This window comes from Bacteroides sp. OM05-12, from assembly GCF_003438995.1.
Taxonomy (GTDB): domain Bacteria; phylum Bacteroidota; class Bacteroidia; order Bacteroidales; family Bacteroidaceae; genus Bacteroides.
On record NZ_QSUN01000003.1, the window covers coordinates 261,101 to 283,033 of the forward strand.

The window sequence follows — 21,933 nt, forward strand, 5'->3', positions numbered from 1 at the left end:
CCTATACCTTATCTTTTAACAAACTTCATCGTTGCGCTACCAATCTTTATCAAATAGATACCACTATTCAAAGTAGATACATTTACACTGCCTGCTGTATAACCTCGTTTTACCAAGTTACCGGCAATGTTATAGATAGCATAACCTGTTGCACCTTCAATACCGGCAAAGGATAGTTCTTCCTTAACAGCAGAAGAGGTTAAAACAACTTTGTCCTTTCTGATAGTTTGAATAGCCGTATAATTAGGATTCTTTCCCTTGAAAACTACAGAAACCTCACCCAAATCTTCCAAAGGGATAATAATCGGAGCAATAATAACAGAATCACCAACAACTTTACCAGAAATAGAAACTAATAGTTCACCCAAATTCGGTCCCATCCAAAAATCAAAACCCTCCAAAGTTCCAGCTGTAATAGTAATAGGCTGAGTAGATGTAAACTTAATAGAATCAACATCTTGTCTTAATTCAATATCAGAAAGAGCCACATTGCCTACCGGCAATACATCATCATCTGCAGTTAGAACAAAATTGTTCAAATAGAAATTAATGTGTGTATCATCTGCCTTTTCTATCTCCACAGAGATATCATTAGAAGTAGGAAATTGTACTTGAAAAAACACATCCAAATCTCCTGTATACGTTCCGGCTACCTGGTCAGCCAACTGTGCATTGGCTATTACGGCCATAACGAATAAACAAACAGTAAGTAAGACTTTCTTCATAATTCTAATTTTTTAATTATTAATCTTGTTATTATTAATCCGATTCATCAGAACGCATAAGCGAAGCCTAGCGTTCCATAAATAGGATACATATCAAAAGTTATCGTTTTGAAATCTTTCTTGAAAATAGAGTTCAGCCCCCATGTCAGATCTGCATAGACATTCAAGTGTGAAAAGGCTTTCCACTCTGCACCCAACTGCGCTCCCCACTGGAACTTACGTAAATCTTCCGAGAAATCGTAAGTAGCAGGATTGTCTTTGGTTATCTCCACTTTCTGTCCTACGGGAGTGCCGTCACGCAGATATCCGTCATAAACAGAACCGGAAAAATCCCGGTTGGTAACAAACGAGAAATAAGGTCCGAGCTTCAAATCCCAACGAGGAGAAATGCGGTATGTAGCAAGCAAAGGAACGGTCAGATAAGTATTACGAACTTCCGTCTTTACATTTCCGGTAAAGTTTCCTTCCATCTCTCCTTTATCGGCGGCAATCATCTTCATGTGATAATTTTTCACTTTAGCATCAGTCTGCATACCTTTGGTTTCCAAGCGCAACCCAAACATAAAGCCCCAATCGCCGAAACGTTTATGAATGTCTCCTTCCAACGAAATACAAACAGTAGGGTTATAACTTTCTATTTCCCTGATTTCGGCAGGAAGAGGCAACGGAGAAGTACCACCCACGCTAAATCCGGCACGAACAGAATACTCCAGACCTTTAGCCAGAGAACGGAGAATACTTTCACTACGTTCCTGCTGGGCATATCCGCCCGCTACCAAAAGACAAAAACAGGATATTATTGCGATAATACGTTTCATATCAAATTTATTAATTCTATTTACAGATTAAAGAAACCTCATCCACATACAATACACTTCCCACAGCTCCCCGGAAAGAAGCACCCTCCACACTGGAAGCAAAGACAATAGAAAGATTGTAGTCATAGTTTTTCAGACGTTCATCGCTCAGTTCTTTCTTATAATCGAATGTAAGACGGAACTCCGTCCAATCGTCACTTTCCACAATATCTTCCTGCTTGATGCGCGCCAATGCCACAATAGAAGGATGCGTCAGAACATCATCTCCATGAAGCATCACGTTCTCTTTCACTCCATTCACTATCTGAGTGTTTTCATAAAGTACACCATATATATCACAATAATCTTTCACATCGGGCAAGATGATTCCCTGTTTATCCTGAAAATTCTCTCCGGCTTTAAACTTATAGTATCCTTGCAACTCCAATGGTTCTTCACTAAACGGCAAGCCGAAGCAAGTAGCTTTCATGGCATCTTTCAATGCATATTCTGCATCAAATGTACCAAGAAACAAGTTTCCGGCAGCAAGTCGCATATTCATCATATCGCCAAATGATCCCGTACTCTTAGTTTCCAGTTTCACGGCATTACCTCTCACACCGGATGCATAAGTAACAGTAGGATATTCATCCGGTTTAGCCAATGCTTTCGCTAATTTGAAGCCCGGATTACCCGTTGCCCAATCATAATATTTAGTTTCATCATCCGGTAAAACTTCATACCATTGGTAGTACTTTTTATTCTCCGTATTCAATTCAAAATGTTCGAAATGGAAATCGGTTCTCATCTCAGCCCTGCTGAAACTTACCTCATAAGTCTTTTGCCATTTCTTATCCTGTGAAGTAACCGTGTATAAGACTGCTCCCTTAGTAAAATCCTGTGCCGAACCACTTAAAGGATTTATTGTAGCGCCCTCCGTCAGAACGAATTCCGGAGCCAGCTTAGTGATATCCGCCTCCGTTTTGACACGTATCGTTATACGGTTGTGGTCGGTATTCGCTTTAAAGAGAGTATCTGCTAAATTCTTTAAAATATTCTTATCTTTAATCACACAATACTCAATATCCGCTTCGGCATTAGGAGCCTCATCCTGAATGCAAGAGGAAAGCAGACCTGTGAAAAATATCGGTATCAATAAAAACTTTATCTTCATTTCTCTTTGAGTTTTATTAAAAATCAGGCGGCAAAAGTACCACTTTTATTTCATATTGCAAACCGTTCATGTCCTTTTTCTACAAAAGCATAGAATCCACGGTGCAAAGTAACGGCAATTTCAACAACTTAGCAAGGTCTATTTCTGTAAATTACTGTTCAATTACTAAAATCCGGGAAAGATATCGCCTTTTCCGACAAAAAATCAAGGACTCTATCTAAGAATCCATTTACCCACATATATATAAATATATATGGGTAAAAACCATCCGGTTCAAAAAAACAGGCAGAAAGCAAACATTTGCCACCGATTGACCGGTTGAACGAAAGAATTCGTTTTTTCTGAACGAATAAACCACTATGGGTCAGCGCATAGACACCTATTTTAAGGACGACACTTGACAAACGTTTTTTTATGTAGTATCTTTGTAAACGAGAAACACATACGAAAGTTAATTTCCCCAGCGTTCTTTGCGGCTCCGGACACGGGCGATTCTGATCAAACCACCCTGTAAGTCCAATCGTTTCACCATGGTAATCCTTGCGTTCCACCATGGGGAACCTATCGTTTACCCTTGCCGAAACGATTGGACAGGTGTTGGAAAACGAATGAAACATCATTAGTATTAATTAAAAACAAAAGAAGAATTTATGTCAGCTTACTACGATTTATATCAGAACCCGCCCGCACAGGGCAAAAAGGAGGAGGTACTTCCGTCATTTCACGCAAGAATCGTCTCTTGCGGCACGGTGGACACCGACGCGATAGCACGGGATATTGAGGCGAACACATCATTTACTTACGGTGATGTGGTCGGTGTGCTGGGCTGCCTGCAGCAGGAGCTCATCAAACGCCTCAGCGACGGATATCAGGTTAATCTGGACGGTCTGGGCATCTTTTCCGCCGGATTGAAATGCAGTCCGGTGACAGACAAGAAAGAGGTACGCTCACGCGACGTACAACTGTCGGACATTCATTTCCGCCCGGCTGCAAAGTTGAAAAGAAACCTCAAACGGGATATGCGGCTTACACGCAACCCGAACAGCTCGGCAAACGGTATCATGCCGATGGAAAAGGCGATAGACAAGGTGTTGGAATACCTGACCGAACACAACTGTATCGACCGTCAAGAGGTATCGAGGCTGACAGGATACAAGAAAGTGCGGGCGGTAAGCGCACTCAACACTTGGAGGGCACAGGGCATATTGATACGCCACGGATACGGGAAGGCGGTGATTTACTTTAACATTAAAAAATCCAGATAAACACGCCTCGCATGACAAGCAAAGAAGACATATTGCGTCTGACAAACAACGGATTGGATATATTCCGTCATTATGTGCCGGGAGACTGGGAAGCAGGAACACAATTCCGCAACCCTTTCTACCGGGACACCAAAGCTTCTTTCTATATTTATTACAATCGTCACGAAAGAGAATACCGCATGAAGGATTTCGGTGACGAACGCTACTCCGGCGATTGCTTTGCCTTGGTGGGATTACTCCACGGATGGGAATGTGCGCGCAAGGACGACTTTACCCGCATCTTGGAAAAGATTGTGTGCGACCTGAATCTGCCCGTTAACGCAGGTTCCTCGTTACCGTCGGGTATGCCGTCAAAAGACAACGGCACAACCTACATCACAAAAGAGTTTTCTACTGACGAACTACGCTGGTGGGGCACTTACGGCATCACAAAGGAAGTATTGAAACATTTCCGGGTAAACAGTTTGCAAGAGGTGAAATTCCCACGCAGCACCCGCACCGCCACTGCCGCCGAGCCGATGTATCTTTATCGCTTTGCCAACCATGAAGATACTACCGCCAAGCTATACCAACCAATGTCCGACACCCGTTTCCTCTATTTGAAAAAGGCAAAGGACGAATATTTCGGATATGCTTACCTGCCGGGTAAAGCTCCCTTGGTGGTAATCACCGGAGGCGAGAAAGACGTACTGACACTGGCTGCCATGCAGATACCCGCTTTTTGCCTGAACAGTGAAACAGCCTGCCTGCCGGAAGAATTGATGAAAAAGTTGTCCGAACGCTTCGAACATATCACCTTATTATATGATATGGACGAGACGGGGCAACGATGCAGTTTGCAGTTGTATGACAAATATGCCTCCAAATATTCCATAGGACGGGCATTATTGCCATTGAAAGGAACGAAAGAGGAAAAAGACATATCCGACTTTGCCCGCTTGCGACTTGCCGCCGGACAAACGCCTGCACAAATAGCCAATGAAGTAAACGCATTGCTTAACAGTACGATAAAAGACACCTACGACCAACTGGCGGAAGAATACGCCGGATGTTTCATCGACTGCGCCTGTCCGCCGCAAGAACCGAAGACCATTCTGCGCATACACCACGAAGCAGCCGCAGCAGCCGGAGATTTGGTTTGCATAACGGGAGGTTCCGGCACGGGAAAAAGCAACTATGCCGACTGCATCCTGTCGGGAGCACTCAACACCATGCTGTGCAACATCGACACGCTCGGTATGCAAATACTTCCCAATGCGGAACAAAAGGCATTACTGCTGTTTGACACCGAGCAGTCTGAATACCAGTCTTATAAAAACACGCAACGCATCCTGCACAGGGCACGTCTTGCCAATCAGCCGGACTGCATGAAGATTATCAACCTCTGCCGTGTAGCCCGTGTCAAACGGCAGCAGCTCATCGAACAGTTTATCAAGGCTGCCGATGAAAGGCATCACGGCATCCACAGCATTATCATCGACGGGCTTGCAGACCTGATGGCATCCGCCAATGACGAAGAAGAAGCTGTACGGCTCATTGAATGGCTGCACGGATTGGCGCAAAAGTACAACACGGTCATCATCTCCGTAGTTCACACAGCAGGCATACCGGAAAAAGTACGCGGACATATCGGCTCGGAACTAACCCGGAAATCATCTGCGGTGATAGACATCGAGACCGACCGAAAGAAAAATTGTTCCGTCGTAAAGGTACTGAAGTTAAGGGCAGGAAGTGCCGTAAAAGCAGGAATCTCCATGTTTGAATGGGATGAGAGAACGGAGATGCATTGCTCTATGGTGGGATAGAAACAAAAACGAGGCTACCGATTACCGGCAGCCTCGTTTTTCAGAACAAGTTATAAATTATCTAACAAGCACGCGAGTAACAGAAGAACCTACTTTCACAATATAAATTGTATTTGCTTCAATATTACTTCTAATGGCAGTATCAGCTCCACTGTATACCAATGTACCCTGTACCGTATAAACATTTACCGGAATAGCCTCATCATTTCCTTCAACAATGATTGCCCCATCAGCCGAATACACCTGAACATTATCAACGCCTACATTATCTATATCCGTAGCCGGGACAATCGCCATAACAGCCGGAGTATATTCTACTTCATAATTCGGAGCTTCAACCTCTGCCAATGTTATATCATAATAACCAATCGGACTTTCCGCATCAGCAACACAAGTCAATGACGGCAATACGGTAAATATCTCAGAAAGTTCTTTTTCTTCGTCGCCATTAACGAATCCTGTACAGGTATATGTAAATTCTGGGTTTTCTTCACCAACCTTACGTGCAGCCGGATTAGCAGCCACGGCAAGAGGAGCTTTTGCTACATTTACAGTAAGAATTCTCTCAATACCTGCATAATCTTTAGCCTCATCATCAGAGCCTACTTTTGTAGGAGCAATAAATACAACTACTTGAGCTACTCCGGCATTTTTCACTGTGACATCCACAGTTCCGTCCGTGGCATTCTTTTTGGCAGATGCAATGTTGGAATTCAAAGCAGTCATCCCCCATACGACACCTTCCGTAGCCGTTACCTGAACAGGAACTATTTCCGTATCTCCGTAAGCAGCTTCTACCGTTTCTTTCGCCAAAGTTAGTTCGGGAGCTTCTTTTACAGTTACAACAACACCTTCAGGGATTCCGCTAACAAATTCATAATTTTCATCTCCAGCTTTCGGCAATGTCAAAGTAACAGGGAATTGTGTGCCCACAGCTGCTTCTTTATTTATTTTACAATCAATAATCGGTAAATTAGCAAGTTTCGTTTCATCTTCTGCATAAACAAATCCTGAATACTGCAAACGTAACGGGCATTTTTCCAAACCAACAGGAATGATTATTTCTTTCTTACTATTAGATATCTTCTGGTTGGCATACATAGCTGTTACCGTAAGTTTTGTTTTCTTTATTTCCAAACTTTGTTCGGCAGCATATTCTATCGTATAATTATCAGCTGTAGCACCGGACAAAGTAGCGGCACGTCTTTCTCCTACTTTTTCGGCCTCCGCACCTGCAACACCTTCAACCGCAACAGGAGCTGTCAGAACTTCCTCTGTATCTTCATATTTAAAACCTGAATATTCCAATTCATAACCGCACTTGCCTTTACCTTTATTTGCATTAGTAAAGTCAACTCCACGTTCACACCAAGCATCTTTCATTGAAACCATCAATTTGGCAGGAGCGACCGTCACACTATAAGGAGCAGCTACAGTTCCCGCATAATTATCACTACCGGGTTGAGAAGCTATAATTGAAACAGTTCCTGCACCCACAGCTTTAAATTTACCTGCAGTAACATCAAATACCAAAATATTTTCATCAGACGATTTGTATTGTACCGGAACAGTCTGGTCATTTGTAGTGAATCCCAAACTTTCAACCTCATCACCGTAAGTCAAAACCGGTGCTTCTGCCGGAAGATTAATAACAGTAGCTTCACCTTTAAAGCTAATGGTATAAACATATTGTTTTTCTCCTGCGGAAGTAGGACAATTCACCGTAATGGTTCTAGTCAGCTTACCATCCGAAGATGTGGAAACGTCACCAACCTGTACTGTAGCATCTTTACCATAAGCAACAGCAGCAATTTCAGCTTCTTTGGATGCCAACGGCAATGTATACTCAAATACATCTTCATCAAAGCCCGCTACTGCTTCACCGCCAACTGTCAATGATTTTAATTTGGAATTATAGATAAACCGCACATCATCTGCATATAAAGTATTTTCCGCACCAATATTGGGACGATTAAAATAATCGGCTGCAGAAATGATTACATTCAACTTCGCCGGTGCTTTATCACTTAAATAGTCAATAGGAACAGCAACGCGTTTCCAGAAATTCAAATCATTCTCCATTGAATAAATAGCTTTTCCTACCAATTCTATTCCGGTTGCCGGTTGATTATTATTTTTCACACCTAATATATCTACGTCACGATCTACCAGATCAACCTTCTCCAAGTTTTCGGTAAGGTCCATTCCATCTCCTATCGGAGACTGAGACGTACAAGTTCCATTCCAGGAATATACAATAATCTGTGCTACTTCATTCGGATTCTGTTCCGCATGTACTCTCTTATAATAACCAACAATAGAATCCGGTCTGAAAGTAAAATCAATACCTCCAATAGAGCCACCGTCGCTATCATCAGGGTCGTCCCCTCCTCCTAATTGTGACATAACTCCGGCAATATCCGCGTAAACCCAAGTTTCACCCAATGTAATATAACTCGGAGAATTTGCGCCGATACCGTAAGCTCCAAGTTTTCGATTCATCAATTTAATACTCTTTCCGCTACCATTTCGGCCTTCACTTTCAAAAACCAACGGAAACTTCATTCCCATTTGAGTAACATTGAGTGCACTCCATCCTGCCGGTTCTATCCCTATACCTTTAAAAGTGCTTCCAAGAGCCGTCTCCGGTCCCCATTCCGTTTGAACATCAAAGTCTCCTCTGATCTGTTGAGCTTGCAAGCTACTCATTCCTAACAATGTAGCACAAGCTACCAACGTAAAAAATCTTCTCATAATTAATCGTGTTTAATAATTCGCTAATAAATATTCAAATCAGTCTATTTTTAAGCACCGCAAAGTAACGCTATTACAAAAGACCGGTCAAGGTCTATTCATATTTAAATATGTCCCATTACTTAAAAACACTCCCATTACATACAAAATAACAGCATTATTGCATTTACACAAATGTTCTTTTTTTTAAAACAAATGTTCTTTTTCTTAAATTTGCATCCTACTTTATAAAAGAAGCCCTATATTTGTAGACATCATCAAATAAAGAAAGCCATGGAAAAGACATTGCCTAAAATTGATATTCCTGATGATTTCGTTATTGGAACGGGAATCACCGAAAATATCCTCAACCTTTACAAGAATTATCCTTGCCGATTGAATGCGGAAATATTCGTTTTATGCATGGGAGGAAGCATTGATGCGACCGTTAACCTGTCCCGGCAAACGATTAAACGCAACGATCTTTTCACGCTCTCACCCGGCAGTATCATACAGTTGCATAAAGCGGAAGGTGACTTGCTACTTTATTTTATGATATTTTCTTCCAAATTCATCAACAGTGTAAATATTGCAAAGTCATTAATCGACTTCCTATACATTATAAAAAGCAATCCGGTAATCAGCGTTCCTTCAAGGTTTGCCGAACTATATGAAGATTACTTTAAATTGCTGATTCGCACGTATGAATTGAATCCATCCCAAAATCCAGATGTTTTAAAGTGTATTTTGCTTTCTATACTTTACCGACTCAAAGAACTTTATCAGGCCACCAATAAACTGACGGATAATCCGTCTTTCAGTCGTAACGAAAAGATTTGCAAAGAATTCGCACATCTTGCCATACAGCATTATGCACAGGAAAGAAACATATCTTTCTATGCACAAAAGATAGGAATAACGCCTACACACCTGAGTAATACCATCAAACAAGTTACCGGAAGAACCGTAATGGACATTATTGCAGAGATGGTCATAACGGATGCCAAAGCCCAACTTAAATCAACGAATCTGCCGATAAACGAGATAGCCGATTCCCTGAACTTTGCCAATGTTTCCTTCTTTGGAAAATATTTTAAAAGACATGTGGGTATGGGACCGCAGAAATATCGGAATAGTTAGGAATTTATTCGGGAATTTTGTTATATTTGCAATATACGAACCATCTAAATTTTAAGTTTATGTTCAACTCATTCGGCAATATATTCAGACTAACCAGTTTCGGGGAGTCACATGGCAAAGGAATCGGAGGCGTCATCGACGGATTCCCTTCAGGCATAAAGATCGATATGGATTTCATACAGAGCGAATTAAGACGCCGCCGCCCGGGACAATCTAAAATCACAACAGATCGTGCGGAAGAAGATGAAGTGGAGTTTTTATCCGGAGTTTTTAACGGACGTTCCACCGGATGCCCCATCGGTTTCATTGTATGGAACAAAAATCAGCATTCAAAGGACTATGAAAACATTAAAAACGTTTTCCGCCCTTCGCATGCCGACTATACCTACCAAATTAAATATGGTATAAGAGATTATCGCGGAGGAGGCCGTTCGTCTGCACGCGAAACTATCTCACGCTGCGTGGGAGGAGCACTCGCTAAATTGGCGTTAAGCCAGATCGGCATTCATATAACGGCATATACTTCGCAAGTAGGACCTATCCGACTGGAAGAAGATTATAAATCATACGATTTCTCCGAGATAGAAAAGAACATGGTGCGCTGTCCTGATCCGGCAAAAGCCAAAGAGATGGAAGAACTCATCGCCCAGGTCAAAGCTGACGGAGACACCATCGGCGGCGTTGTCACTTGTGTGATCAAAGGCTGTCCCATCGGATTAGGTCAACCGGTATTCGGCAAACTGCAAGCAGCTTTGGGAAATGCCATGCTCAGCATCAATGCCGTAAAAGCATTTGAATACGGTGACGGATTCAAAGGCCTGAAACAAAGAGGTTCGGAGCAAAATGATGTATTCTATAATCATGACGGTGTGGTGGAAACCAAGACCAATCATTCCGGAGGTATTCAAGGAGGTATCAGCAACGGACAAGATATATTTTTCCGTGTAGCATTCAAACCTGTGGCAACTGTTTTGATGGAGCAGCATACAGTCAATATCGACGGTATAGATACTTCCATGAAAGCCAAAGGAAGACACGATCCATGTGTTTTGCCTCGCGCGGTACCTATAGTAGAAGCGATGGCTGCTATGACTTTGCTTGATTATTACCTGATTGACAGAACCACTCAACTTTAACTTTATGAACCCGATACAAACCTACCTGAAAGAAAACGAAGAACAATTCATGGATGAGTTGTTCAGCCTTATACGTATTCCATCCGTCAGTTCCAACCCGGAACACAAAGACGATATGCTGGCATGTGCACAACAATGGAAAGATTTACTTCTGAAAGCAGGTGCAGACGAAGCAATGGTCATGCCTTCCGCCGGAAACCCGATCGTTTTTGCACAGAAAACGGTAAATCCCGATGCAAAAACGGTATTGGTTTATGCACATTATGACGTGATGCCCGCAGAGCCGTTGGAACTTTGGAAAAGCGAACCGTTCGAACCGGAAATCAGAGACGGAAAAATATGGGCACGAGGCGCAGATGACGACAAAGGGCAATCTTTCATTCAGGTAAAGGCTTTTGAGTATTTGGTAAAACATAACCTTCTCACCCATAATGTGAAATTCATATTTGAAGGAGAAGAAGAAATAGGTTCACCTAGCCTGGAAGAATTCTGTATCAATCATAAAGAGCTTTTAAAGGCTGATATCATATTAGTTTCGGACACCAGTATGCTAGGTGCGGAACTACCATCTTTGACTACCGGTTTAAGAGGATTGGCCTATTGGGAAATAGAAGTTACGGGGCCTAACCGTGACTTACATTCCGGACATTTCGGCGGAGCTGTAGCCAACCCTATAAATACACTCTGCGGTATGCTGGCAAAAGTTATAGATGAAAACGGAAAGATTACGATTCCGCATTTTTATGATGATGTGGAAGAAGTACCGCAAGCAGAACGGGAAATGATAGCCCAAATACCGTTTAATGAGGAGAAATATAAAGAAGCCATCGGGGTTGAAGAGTTATCGGGAGAAGCCGGTTACTCAACGTTGGAGAGAAACAGTTGTCGCCCGTCATTCGACATCTGCGGCATTTGGGGTGGATACACGGGAGAAGGTTCCAAGACTGTTTTGCCTTCCAAAGCATACGCAAAGGTATCATGCCGTCTTGTCCCCCACCAGGAACATCATAAAATATCCCAATTATTTAAGGAATATATTGAAAAGTCAGCACCCAAAAGCGTAAAAGTAAAGGTAACTCCCATGCACGGAGGACAAGGATACGTTTGCCCGATTACCTTGCCTGCATATCAAGCCGCAGAAAAAGGTTTTGAAATCGCTTTCGGCAAAAAGCCATTGGCAGTCCGCAGAGGAGGAAGTATCCCCATTATCTCTACCTTTGAGCAAGTGTTAGGTATAAAAACGATCCTGATGGGATTTGGCCTGGAATCTAATGCCATCCATTCTCCAAACGAAAATCTCCCGTTAGATATTTTCCGTAAAGGAGTGGAAGCCGTCATAGAATTCCACAAAGCATATAAATAATAATAGGTAGAAAGGGTATCCAAAAGTCTTTCTATTCTTCCTTTTTGGCGCAGATTACGAGAGTTCACAATTAAATTGTGTTTGCGTAATTCGCGCCAAATTAGGATATTCGATGCGAAGCGAGACCCTCCTGAATGCAGCATGAAAACATACTACTTCGATGCGCAGCGAGATTCCCGGTATTTCTGGATTAGTGGGGAAAGCATCTCCCATCAATGCGAAGCGAGATTCTCTCGAGTATTTCCGGCATCAGTGGAGAAGCGTGAAGAAATATTGTTTCATTTCCGTCAAGAACAAAACGCTGTTTGAGCGCAGCGAGTTCGTTTTGTTCAGGAAATGGAGCAATATTTTAGCTTCGCAACGTAAGCCGGCGTTTTTTCTTTGTTTCGTTTCTTTTGTACGCACAAAAGAAATGAAAGCTCTTCAACTTTCAACAGAATAATAGTATAATTTGCAAAATGTTTCTTATTTTTGTGGCAAATTTGAGTTAATACATAACAGAATGAACTTATTAGAACTAAGTGAACAGGAAATAATCAGACGAAATAGTCTGAACGAATTACGGGAAATGGGTATAGAGCCCTATCCTGCAGCAGAGTATGTAACAAACGCTTTTTCAACCGATATAAAAGCTGAATTCAAAGAAGATGCAGAACCTCGTCAGGTATCCATAGCAGGACGTATTATGAGTCGCCGTGTAATGGGTAAAGCCTCTTTCGTAGAATTACAGGATTCCAAAGGACGTATCCAGGTTTATATCACCCGCGACGACATCTGCCCGGAAGAAAATAAAGATTTATATACTACTGTATTCAAACGCCTGCTCGATTTAGGTGACTTTATCGGTATCGAAGGTTTTGTGTTCAAGACTCAAATGGGAGAGATCAGCGTGCATGCACAAAAGTTGACCGTTCTTTCCAAATCCATCAAACCGCTTCCCATCGTAAAATATAAAGACGGTGTGGCATACGACAAGTTCGAAGATCCGGAACTCCGTTACCGTCAACGTTACGTAGATCTTGTTGTTAATGATGGCGTAAAAGATATTTTCATCAAAAGAAATAAAGTATATACTTCCATGCGTGACTATTTTAACTCAAAAGGTTATATGGAAGTAGAAACCCCTATCCTGCAAGCTATCGCAGGTGGAGCGGCAGCACGCCCGTTCATTACACACCACAACGCACTGGATATGCCGTTATATATGCGTATTGCCAGCGAATTATATCTGAAAAGATTAATCGTGGGTGGTTTTGAAGGCGTATACGAAATCGGTAAGAACTTCCGTAACGAAGGAATGGACCGCACACACAATCCGGAATTTACCTGCATGGAAATCTATGTAGCTTATAAGGATTACAATTGGATGATGGAATTTACGGAAAAGATGATTGAAAAAATCTGTCTGGATGTAAATGGCACTACCGAAGTAAAAGTAGGTGATAACATTATCGACTTCAAAGCTCCTTACAAACGTGTCACCATGTTGGATTCCATTAAAGAACACACTGGATACGACTTGACCGGAATGGAAGAAGAGGAAATCCATGAGGTTTGCAAAAAGCTAAACATGGAAATAGACGATACAATGGGAAAAGGTAAACTCATTGACGAAATATTCGGCGAATTCTGTGAAGGTACTTATATCCAACCGACTTTCATCACTGATTATCCTATTGAAATGTCTCCATTGACAAAGAAACACCGGAACAATCCGGAACTGACAGAACGTTTCGAATTGATGGTGAATGGAAAAGAATTATGCAACGCATACTCTGAGCTGAACGACCCGATAGATCAGTTGGAACGCTTTGAAGAACAAATGAAATTAAGCGAGAAGGGAGACGACGAAGCGATGATTATCGACAAAGACTTTGTTCGTGCATTGGAATATGGTATGCCTCCTACTTCAGGTATGGGTATCGGTATGGACCGCCTTGTCATGTTGATGACCGGACAATCCACTATACAAGAAGTTTTGTTCTTCCCGCAAATGCGTCCGGAAAAGGTTGTGCCGAAAGACTCCGTTGCGAAATTTATGGAACTGGGTATTCCAGAGGAATGGGTTCCATTAATTCAAAAAGCCGGATATAATTTAATATCCGATATGAAAGAAGTTAATCCCCAAAAGCTCCATATGGACATTTGTGGAATCAATAAGAAATATAAATTGGAATTAAACAATCCGTCAGTTGACACAGTAGCAGGCTGGATAAGCAAGATCGACTAAAGATGAAACTACCTGGTAGAATAGCAATAATGGGCGGAGGTAGCTGGGCTACCGCCATTGCTAAGATGGCATTAGGTCAAGAAGATGAGATAAACTGGTACATGCGTAGAGATGACCGTATCGAGGATTTTAAACGCATGGGGCACAATCCGGCTTATCTCACCGGTGTGAAATTTGACACGAAGCGCATTCATTTCTATTCCAATATAAACGATGTAGTAAAGGAATCGGATACACTTGTATTCGCCACTCCGTCACCTTACCTCAAGTCTCACTTGAAAAAGCTGAAAATAAAGATAAAAGACAAATTCATTGTCACAGCCATTAAAGGTATCGTACCGGACGAGAATCTAATTGTATCCGAGTATTTTACAAAGATATATAATGTACCACCCGAGAACATTGCTGTTCTTGCCGGACCATGCCATGCCGAAGAAGTAGCGTTGGAACGCCTTTCTTACTTAACCATCGCATGTCCTGATATTGACAAAGCACGTATATTCGCAAGAAAGTTATCCAACCACTTTATCAAGACTTCAGTCAGCGACGATGTTGCGGGTATTGAATACGGTTCTGTATTAAAGAATGTATACGCTATAGCAGCAGGTATCTGTAGCGGATTGAAATACGGTGATAACTTTCAAGCCGTGTTGATTTCCAATGCAATCCAAGAGATGAACCGTTTCCTGAATACAGTACATCCGATAAACAGACAAGTTACCGATTCCGTATATTTAGGTGACCTGCTTGTTACTTCCTATTCCAACTTCAGCCGTAACCGTACATTCGGTAGCATGATCGGAAAAGGATACTCTGTAAAGAGCGCCCAGATAGAAATGGAAATGATCGCAGAAGGATATTACGGTACCAAATGTATTAAAGAGCTTAATAAACATTATCATGTGAACATGCCGATACTTGATGCTGTTTACAACATATTGTATGAGCGCATATCACCTATGATTGAGATAAAATTATTAACTGATTCATTCAGATAAACATTACAGTGTTATGAAAAATATTAGTTTGAACATCGAAAAGGCTTTAGGATTTGTTTCTAAAGAAACAATTGCCGCTTATGAGCCTAAGGTAAAAGCTTGCATTGAAGCCCTTGACAAAGGGACAGGAAAAGGTAACGATTTCTTAGGATGGCTTCATCTGCCTTCTTCTATAAGCAAAGAACACTTGGAAGACTTGAAAGCTACCGCAAAAGTATTAAGAGAGAATTGTGAAGTAGTAGTTGTTGCCGGTATCGGAGGCAGTTACTTAGGAGCACGCGCTGTAATAGAAGCACTGTCAAACAGCTTCCAATGGTTACAAGACAAGAAAGACGCCCCAACTATTGTTTATGCGGGACACAATATCGGAGAAGATTATTTATATGAATTGACTACTTTCCTGAAAGACAAGAAATTCGGCGTTATCAATATCTCCAAATCAGGTACTACAACGGAAACGGCTTTGGCTTTCCGTCTATTGAAAAAGCAATGTGAAGACCAACGCGGAAAAGAAATGGCAAAGAAAGTCATCGTTGCCATTACTGACGCAAAGAAAGGTGCAGCACGTACCACAGCTGACAAAGAAGGATATAAATCTTTCATTATTCCGGATAATGTAGGCGGACGCTTCTCTGTTCTGACCCCGGTAGGTCTATTGCCAATCGCTGTTGCCGGATACGATATTGAGAAATTAGTAGAAGGCGCACGTAAGATGGAAGAAGTTTGCAGTAACACCGCTACTTCTTATTGGGAAAATCCGGCTGCCGTCTATGCCGCTACCCGTAACGAACTCTACAAAGAAGGAAAGAAGATAGAAATACTTGTTAACTTCCAGCCGAAACTTCACTATGTATCCGAATGGTGGAAACAGCTTTACGGAGAATCTGAAGGTAAGGAGCACAAAGGTATCTTCCCTGCTTCCGTGGATTTCTCCACAGATCTTCACTCTATGGGACAATGGATTCAGGAAGGTGAACGTACCATCTTTGAAACGGTTATCTCTGTAGAAAATCCTAACCATAAACTCGAAGTTCCTTCTGATGAAGCAAATCTCGATGGTTTGAACTTCTTGGCAGGCAAACGAGTGGATGAAGTTAATAAGATGGCAGAATTAGGTACACAGTTAGCACACGTTGACGGTGGTGTTCCAAACTTACGCATTATTATGCCGGAGTTAAATGAATACTATATCGGACAATTGCTTTATTTCTTTGAAATAGGTTGTGGTATCAGCGGTTATATTTTAGATGTAAATCCATTCAATCAACCGGGAGTTGAAGCATACAAAAAGAATATGTTTGCCTTACTGAATAAACCGGGATACGAAGAGGAGTCAAAAGCTATCCGTGCAAAATTATAGTTAGAACATCATAATAACAGACAAGAACGTCCGGACAAAAAATAAAAAATGTCCGGACGTTTTTATATTCAGTCCGGACATTTTAAAAGTCATATTAAAGAACTACTTCAACATTATCTTATGGACTTCCACTCCATCTTTCGTACTAATCTTTAAGAAATAAACGCCTCTATTTAATCCGATCAAATCAATTGTTTTTTCTCCATTAACCGTCACCACAGGCATCCCATTTGCGGTAAACAATTCTGCAACCGTATAATCACCTTCAACATAAAGTCTGTTGGTAGCAGGATTCGGATATACACTTACCGTTATCTCTTTTTCAATATCTTCAATAGCATCAACCGTTTTACCATTAACCAATATAGAAACATTCGGCATACGCAGACTAACCGCACTTTCAACATCCGGTCCGAAAGGTATAGATTCATTAAAATAATATCGGGTACGTCCCTCTCCTATTACATCATTATCCTCCGTATAAAGGAAATTATTTCCTTTGAATGTATTACCTGCATCACCGATACGTTCCGTAAGGAAACAAAGATTCTTCCCTGCATATTCAAATGGACTATCCAAATCCAATACCAAAATATTATTTTGGGGATCAATCGAAATTAAGCCTTCGAAAACTTTGGTAAATTGTTCATCATCAATATAATTATCCAATAAGGTTCCTACTTCTGTATTAGCCATTGATATACGCACTTTTACATTTTGGGCAGCCATACCATAAACAGGGGATATATAATAATAATAAGCTAATTTTTCTATTTTACCAGATGTAAATTGTAAATCAGCAGGAAGATACAATGTCTGAGCACGACTAAATGGCATATCCATAACAAATGGATAATTAGGTGAGAAATCTACAGATTTTGCATTACCTACATATTGCCAACTCAAATTTCCAGCAGGAAGCGATTCGACTACAAATTCAGGAGATATATCATTTGACGTATCTTCATCACCATCCAACACGACCCTTCCCCTGAGATGTCTCGTTCCTGATTGAGGCAACGTGCATTTTACTTGAACGAATAACTCTTTTTGAGGTGCTAATTCTCGTTCCACATTATTCATACCTAATACATTCATGTCCTCATCAATCACTTCTACCCGATAAGTGGAAACATTTTCCGCACCGTTATTCAAGACAGTCACTTCATAGAAGTTGGATTCATTTTGTATCGGGGCAGTCATTCCTTTCAATCGGATAGCCTCCATATCTTTTATAAATGAACTCTCTAAAGATATATCGGTTATTTGTATCATCCATTGACTCGGATCTGAATAACATTGGAATCCCAGATTATATTCTCCCGTTTCTGCCACATCAAAAACAGCAATCACCGGCTGGAAATTCTGATCATTCAATGTAGTGTAATCGCCAATAACTTTTATCTGAGCCTCATGATCGGCATCACCGCATAAAACTGTTCTGAATTTTTCCTGAGCAAGAGTTCCGCCCAAACGTACTCTAAACATTAAAGTATAAGTTCTACCCTTTTCCAGTCTAAACGGAGCAGAGAAAAACCATTCATCAGCCTGAAGAACCGGTTCTACATCATAGTTATAGATATCATATTCCAAGAACCAATCCTTTGTACCTTTATAATTATGTCCAAACTCCCATGTGCAACCATCTCCATTAGCATCATCAATAACCCATAAGTTTCGTGCTTCTTCCGTACTAAAGTCACAGAAATATGGAACACTCATGGCAGGACCCACAAACAGTTTATTTGTTTGCGCTTTCACACCTTCACCCTCAGATGTTTTAGGTATAATCTCATAAGAATAAGCATTCAAAGCAGTAATCGTATTATCCGTACAAGTTGTCACCTCTAAATTCTCACCTATAAGCTTGTTATCAGGATAACGAACCACATCATATTTTATTCCGTCAGCATCAAACCATCCTCCATTCATGGAAGATACCGGAGCCCTCCAACTTATTTTGGTTTGATAAGTTTCATTTACCTTTGTCAAAACAAGATTCTCCACTGCACCGGGAACATCTTTTCCTACATATAGCTGTTTGGACTTAATTGCTTTCCCTTCACCTTCTTCGTTCGAAGCAATCAATTTATAAACTACATATCCATTTTCAGAGAGATGATCCGTCCACTCCGCACCGACACCTACCGCTGGATTATCAATGGTATGAACAATCTCCTCATTTCTATAAATATCTATTTTCGTAAGAGCTGTTAATGTCTCACCACCAATCGTTTGTGATGGATTTGTCCAAGACAACTTCACTGTTAATGCTCCCTGTTCTCCTGCAGCAACATTCAACTCCGAAACAGCAGCCGGAGTATCAGTCGATTGAGGTTTAGAAGGGACATGCAAAGCCACAATCTCTGCATAAAACCCCAACGGACTGCCTATACGCGTGGCTTCACCAGTCTCGACATTTATAGTTGCCAAAAAACTCTCACTATCTTCTGTATATGCAGCCCAATAAAGCGTATTATCACTTCGGTCAAAATCCATTGACTGAATGTACCATGGATATTCATTTGTTGAACCAATAATATTTTCAGAACGGTTTTCTAAATCTATCCGGCATAAATTTCCCTCAGTTGTAACTCCATACATGCTTCCTTCATTATTGACTGCTAATGTCCAATACTCAAATTCAAGAGGAAACAATTCCGTACAGTCTCCGGTTTCCAAATTGACGACATATAATGAAGACAACTCCGCACCGGATACACATCCTACCCCATACATTGTATTAGTAGTATAATCGTAAGTCATATCTCTGAAACACGGATCTGTAGATTTATCATAACTCTTTATTTTATTTTCTTCCCCTGTTATCAAGTCTATAGAAGAAAAAGACACAGGACTATCTAATGAATGATCCTGCAAATACATAACATCATTTGCACAAGCACCGGCAGAAACATCCAATTCACTGGTCCATTCAACAGCAAACTCATCCGGTTGTGCCAAAGTAAATGTTCCCATGCCCATTTGGAAACCTTCATCTTCACCATAACTAAAGTCATATATGAGATACCCCCATATCGCTTTATCACTTTCGGTTTTCATCATTGTTTTATTAATCCGTTTCCGATGATGGATACCGGAATAAGATTCGAATGTTTTTCTAAGTCCGGAAGGACCTGAATACTTCAACTCCATTGGTTTATGCTTCTTCGTTTTGTCGATAGGTTGCGAGAATGCATCCACATTACCGAAAAATACCAATACCATAAAGGTTAATAAATAAAGATAGAATTTTCTCATAACTATATAATAATTGATTTCCCCAAATGTAAGGTTCTTATTTCAATAAATCAGCTTTTAAAGAGTATACAAAAGGTAACGAAAAGAAGGAAAACTACAAAAAACTACCATTTTCATTTAAAATTAGCGATATTTGCAGAAACATAGTAGTAATTACATTATATGATCATAAGACAAAACTATATATACATTCTTCTACTTTTCTTCATTATTTCGGTGCGTATATTCGCAACCGGAAGTTCACGACAAGATAGCATCAACTTATTCTATTCTATCTATAATCAGATAGATGAAACCAAATACAGTCAGACTAATAAAGCTGATTCTCTAGTTAATGAGCTAAATATTCTTGCTTTACATTTAAAAAATAATCCATTATATACTTCACGTGCAATCTTTCAGGATATAACCTTACAATACATATCTGGATATCAAACAAAAAATTACACTGATTCTATTTGCTATTTAATACAACATTGCGATAGTACCCGGTATCCATACGAATACAGTCTTTTATATTACTCCTTATTCATGACAGAATTCCTATCCAATGAATACACCAATGCTTGCAATTACGGATTACAAGCATTAAAATATGCAACAAAATCAAATAATAAAAATCTCATAGCAGAAATAAATAAATCCATTTCACGACTCTTCAGAACCATAGGAGAATATAGTAATTCTTTGGAATATGGATATAGGGCGCTAGAATATTATAAAAGAAATAAAAATAAAGAAAAAGAACTAGGTATGCGGATTAACCTCTATAACTCTTTATATCTTTCAGGAGAAAAAGAACAAGCCATTACCCAACTTTTAAAATACATACCCACTATAAAAAAAATAGATAGTCCATACCTTCTTACAGCTGCATATATAAATTTAGGAGCCTTTTATGTTAAAGATTCTCGAAGAAATAAATCCTTTGAATTCTACAAAAAAGCATTAGATATATCTAAACAGATAGATAATTATTCTTTAACTATCACTATACTCCATAATATCGGAGCATATTATCTTCGAGTTAACCAACCGGATTCTTCTTACAAATATTTAAAAAGAGTCGAAGCTTATTATATAAAACATAATATAGACGAACGTCTTACCGGAACTTATGCCGGACTCTCGCTATCTTTTTCCCAAAAGAAACAATATGACAGTGCCTACATTTACCACGTTCTTTATGACTCGATACGTAATCATTTATTAGGAAATGAGAGGATTTCACTTATAAACAAGACAGAAGCGAAATACATATTAAGTGATTATCAAAACAAATTAAAAATAGCCCATGATGAATATACAATCAAAAAGAAACAAACCGTGATCCTCGTCATTTCTGCAACGGGAGTGATCCTCATTATATTGTTGACTCTCCTTATTGTCGTCAAGCAAAAGAAAATTGTATTACAGCAAAAAGAACTAAAGGAGTTAGAAAATAAGCAACTCAACAAAAAACTACAAGAGGAAAAGGAGAGTTCTCAACAGCAAAAAAAAGAATTTACTCAAACAATAGATTCAAGAAACAGAGAAATAAGCACTTCTCTACTTCTATTATCCAATAAAAATCTCATTCTAAACAAAATACTACAATTAACGAACAATTACAACCAAGAGAAATCTGATCTGGAATTTTACAAGAAAGAAATAGATACACTTATAAAAGATAATTTGAATATTGACGAAGAATGGAATGAATTTAAAATGCATTTTGAAAAAGTACATCCTTTATTTTTTCACAAACTAAAGCAACAATCAAAAGAACTGACAGAAAATGATCTACGACTTTGCGCTTATATTAAAATAGGTATGAGAGCTAAAGAAATTGCCCAAATCTTATCAGTATCACCTGACAGTATAAAAATGAGTAGATATCGCATAAAGAAAAAACTTAATGCAATCGGAGATACTTCAATTGATGACTTTCTCCGTGATTTATAAAA

General features: G+C 40.1%; 15 protein-coding genes. 10 read left to right on the forward strand and 5 right to left on the reverse strand.

Going from position 1 to position 21,933, the window contains the following annotated elements; genetic code table 11:
- Positions 1 to 8: 8 nt before the first annotated feature.
- From DXB63_RS04315 to DXB63_RS04325, 3 genes are read right to left on the reverse strand one after another with little or no spacing between them, the layout of a single operon-like run.
- The gene (locus tag DXB63_RS04315; protein ID WP_122125163.1) at positions 9 to 725 is read right to left on the reverse strand and encodes a calycin-like domain-containing protein; all 717 of its coding nucleotides are present in this window, start codon (positions 723 to 725) and stop codon (positions 9 to 11) included.
- A gap of 47 nt (positions 726 to 772) precedes the next feature.
- The gene (locus DXB63_RS04320) at positions 773 to 1,543 is read right to left on the reverse strand and encodes a porin family protein (protein WP_122125164.1); all 771 of its coding nucleotides are present in this window, start codon (positions 1,541 to 1,543) and stop codon (positions 773 to 775) included.
- A gap of 16 nt (positions 1,544 to 1,559) precedes the next feature.
- The gene (locus tag DXB63_RS04325; RefSeq protein WP_122125165.1) at positions 1,560 to 2,696 is read right to left on the reverse strand and encodes a PCMD domain-containing protein; all 1,137 of its coding nucleotides are present in this window, start codon (positions 2,694 to 2,696) and stop codon (positions 1,560 to 1,562) included.
- Positions 2,697 to 3,346: 650 nt separating this feature from the next.
- Between DXB63_RS04325 and DXB63_RS04335 the strand changes: the two genes are divergently transcribed.
- Both DXB63_RS04335 and DXB63_RS04340 read left to right on the forward strand, forming a co-directional pair.
- Positions 3,347 to 3,961: a DsbA family protein gene (locus DXB63_RS04335; RefSeq protein WP_122125167.1), complete on the forward strand. Its 615-nt coding sequence runs from the start codon at positions 3,347 to 3,349 to the stop codon at positions 3,959 to 3,961.
- An 11-nt stretch (positions 3,962 to 3,972) separates the two neighbouring features.
- Positions 3,973 to 5,766, forward strand: coding sequence for a bifunctional DNA primase/helicase (locus DXB63_RS04340; RefSeq protein WP_122125168.1), 1,794 nt, complete (start codon positions 3,973 to 3,975; stop codon positions 5,764 to 5,766).
- Between the two features lie 57 nt (positions 5,767 to 5,823).
- Here DXB63_RS04340 and DXB63_RS04345 read toward each other — a convergent pair whose 3' ends face one another.
- The gene (locus DXB63_RS04345) at positions 5,824 to 8,520 is read right to left on the reverse strand and encodes an MBG domain-containing protein (RefSeq protein ID WP_122125169.1); all 2,697 of its coding nucleotides are present in this window, start codon (positions 8,518 to 8,520) and stop codon (positions 5,824 to 5,826) included.
- Positions 8,521 to 8,793: 273 nt separating this feature from the next.
- Between DXB63_RS04345 and DXB63_RS04350 the strand changes: the two genes are divergently transcribed.
- The 7 genes from DXB63_RS04350 to DXB63_RS04380 all read left to right on the forward strand — a co-directional run bounded on the left by DXB63_RS04350 (position 8,794) and on the right by DXB63_RS04380 (position 16,726).
- Entirely contained in the window at positions 8,794 to 9,639 is an 846-nt protein-coding gene (locus tag DXB63_RS04350; RefSeq protein ID WP_122125170.1) for an AraC family transcriptional regulator, read from the forward strand.
- Between the two features lie 59 nt (positions 9,640 to 9,698).
- On the forward strand, positions 9,699 to 10,775 hold the full coding sequence (aroC, locus tag DXB63_RS04355; protein WP_122125171.1) for a chorismate synthase: 1,077 nt from the start codon (positions 9,699 to 9,701) through the stop codon (positions 10,773 to 10,775).
- A gap of 4 nt (positions 10,776 to 10,779) precedes the next feature.
- A complete protein-coding gene (locus DXB63_RS04360) occupies positions 10,780 to 12,138 on the forward strand; it encodes a dipeptidase (RefSeq protein ID WP_122125172.1) in 1,359 nt (452 codons plus the stop codon).
- Between the two features lie 160 nt (positions 12,139 to 12,298).
- The gene (locus tag DXB63_RS04365) at positions 12,299 to 12,580 is read left to right on the forward strand and encodes a hypothetical protein (protein WP_122125173.1); all 282 of its coding nucleotides are present in this window, start codon (positions 12,299 to 12,301) and stop codon (positions 12,578 to 12,580) included.
- 60 nt (positions 12,581 to 12,640) lie between these two features.
- Entirely contained in the window at positions 12,641 to 14,368 is a 1,728-nt protein-coding gene (gene lysS / locus DXB63_RS04370) for a lysine--tRNA ligase (RefSeq protein ID WP_122125174.1), read from the forward strand.
- Positions 14,369 to 14,370: 2 nt separating this feature from the next.
- On the forward strand, positions 14,371 to 15,366 hold the full coding sequence (locus DXB63_RS04375; protein ID WP_122125175.1) for an NAD(P)H-dependent glycerol-3-phosphate dehydrogenase: 996 nt from the start codon (positions 14,371 to 14,373) through the stop codon (positions 15,364 to 15,366).
- A gap of 13 nt (positions 15,367 to 15,379) precedes the next feature.
- Positions 15,380 to 16,726, forward strand: coding sequence for a glucose-6-phosphate isomerase (locus DXB63_RS04380; protein WP_122125176.1), 1,347 nt, complete (start codon positions 15,380 to 15,382; stop codon positions 16,724 to 16,726).
- Between the two features lie 102 nt (positions 16,727 to 16,828).
- On the opposite strand, the gene DXB63_RS04385 is transcribed toward DXB63_RS04380, so the two are convergent.
- A complete protein-coding gene (locus DXB63_RS04385) occupies positions 16,829 to 19,987 on the reverse strand; it encodes a T9SS type A sorting domain-containing protein (RefSeq protein ID WP_122125177.1) in 3,159 nt (1,052 codons plus the stop codon).
- 531 nt (positions 19,988 to 20,518) lie between these two features.
- Between DXB63_RS04385 and DXB63_RS04390 the strand changes: the two genes are divergently transcribed.
- Entirely contained in the window at positions 20,519 to 21,931 is a 1,413-nt protein-coding gene (locus DXB63_RS04390) for a tetratricopeptide repeat protein (RefSeq protein WP_158563636.1), read from the forward strand.
- Positions 21,932 to 21,933 lie beyond the last annotated feature (2 nt).